Raw genomic sequence first — 1876 nt, 5'->3', positions numbered from 1 at the left:
CCGGACTCCGCCGCACCTGCGCCTCAAACAACTCCGACAACGTCACCTCCGGCACCACCACCCCCGTCTCATTCCACCCATCCACCACCCGGGCCTGATCCGCGTCCCCCAGCACCCCGATCCGGCCGACAGGTGCGATCGGATCGGCCGCGATCCCGTCGAGCACCCGCAGGAAACGGTCGGCGAGTTCGGCGGCCGTCTGCTGGTCGAACACCTCCGGCCGGCAGTCAAGACGCAGCCGTAGCTGCTCCCCTGGGATCACGGCCAGGCTCACCGGGTAGTGCACCGCCTCCTCGCTCCCGGCCGGTGTGATCCGCAGCCCGTCGCCCTTGGTGACCGAGGCGCCGCCAGGGTCACGGGGGTAGTTCTCATAGGYCAGCAGCGTGTCGAAGGTGGCACCGGGGCCGGCCAGTCGCTGGATCTCGGCAAGCCCCAGATGGTGGTAGGCCRTCAGCTCCGACTGGCGGCCCTGAAGCTCGRCCAGCATCTCCACCACGGGCTGGGCGGGGTCGAGCGGCACCCGGACCGGCACGGTGTTGACGAACAGCCCCAGCATCTCCTCCACACCGGGCAGCTCGGGCGGACGACCCGCCACCACCGCGCCGAACACCACGTCACGGCGGCCGGCCAGGCGGCTGACCAGCAGCGCCCACGCCCCCTGTACCAGCGTGTTCAGCGTCAGGCCGCGGCTACGGGCCAGGGCACGCAGCGCGGCGGTCAGCTCGTCAGGCACGGTCACCCGGACCCGCGCGAGCCCCGTCGCCGTTGCCGTCACCGTGCCCCGGTCCGGCGTGGCGACGAGGGTCGGCTCGTCGGCTCCGCGCAGTTCCCGCTGCCAGGCCGCCCGGGCGGCCTGGCGGTCCTGGCGGCCGAGCCACTCCAGGTAGTCTCGGTACGGCGAGACCGGCTTCAGCCCGCTCGCGTCACCGCCGGCCGCGTAGATCGCCGACAACTCGCGCCGCATCACCGGCAGCGACCAGCCATCCATCAGCAGGTGATGGTTGGTGATGACCAGCTGGTGCCGATGCCGGCCGAGCCTGACGAGCGTGCAGCGCAGCAGCGGCGGCACCGCCGGGTCGAACCCACAGGCTCGGTCCTCGGCAGTCAGCCGGGACACCTCCGCCAGCGCCGACTCCTCGGCCAGCGCGGACAGGTCCACCTGTGTCCAGGGTAGTTTCACCCGCCGCGGGATCACCTGGACCGGCTGCTCCATCCCGGCGGCCTGCCGGAACCCGGCCCGCAGGTTGGCGTGGCGGTCCAGCAGGGCCTCAACCGAGGCGCGCAGCACGTCCGCGTCCAGCGGGCCCCGCAGGTCGAGGATTCGCTGGACGACGTAGGAGCCGGCGGCGTCCTCGTCGTACAGCGCGTGGAACAGCAGCCCTTCCTGAAGCGGCGAGAGCGGCCACACCTCGGCCAGCGCGGAGCGCGTCATGTCGACATCCCCTTCTCGATCTCGGCTGCCATCGCCTCGAACTCCTCCACCTGCTCCTGAGCCAGCTCGAGCAGCGGGAAGTCGGAGGGGGTGTGCCCGCCCGCCTCGGGGCGCGCGGCGTGCTCGGCCAGCCCGGTCAGCATCGCCACCCATCCCTCGGCAAGGTTCCGCACCTCGGCCTCGGTCAGCAGATCGCCCGGCCAGGCCAGCGACAGGCTCAGCTCCGGGCCCGCCGGCCCGTCCCGGACGATTCCGCTGGCCTCCAGGGCGTGGGCCGCCGGCATCCGCTCGATCGCGTCGCCGCCCAGACTGGCCTGCCGCCAGTCCGCCGGGGCTTCAGCGTCACTCGCGGTGAAGCGGCCCATGTAGTTGAAGCCGATCTGTGGGGTGGGTAGCGCCGCGAGGACCGGGCGCGTGTCAGGGTTGAGGTAACGCAGCAGCCCG

General features: G+C 72.5%; 2 protein-coding genes. Both read right to left on the bottom strand.

Annotated features, from left to right (window positions below):
- The coding region (locus Manayef4_RS02885) for a condensation domain-containing protein (protein WP_254665430.1) at positions 1–1432 on the bottom strand (1432 nt) is incomplete at its 3' end.
- Positions 1429–1876 (bottom strand): hypothetical protein (locus tag Manayef4_RS02880; protein ID WP_043592332.1); only part of this gene is annotated, 448 nt, incomplete at its 5' end. The genes Manayef4_RS02885 and Manayef4_RS02880, both read right to left, overlap by 4 nt.

Source organism: Frankia sp. CgMI4, assembly GCF_001756285.1.
Taxonomy (GTDB): Bacteria; Actinomycetota; Actinomycetes; order Frankiales; family Frankiaceae; genus Frankia; species Frankia casuarinae.
Note: the sequence above shows the minus strand (reverse complement) of the source record. Positions and strands in the feature narration are given on the sequence as shown.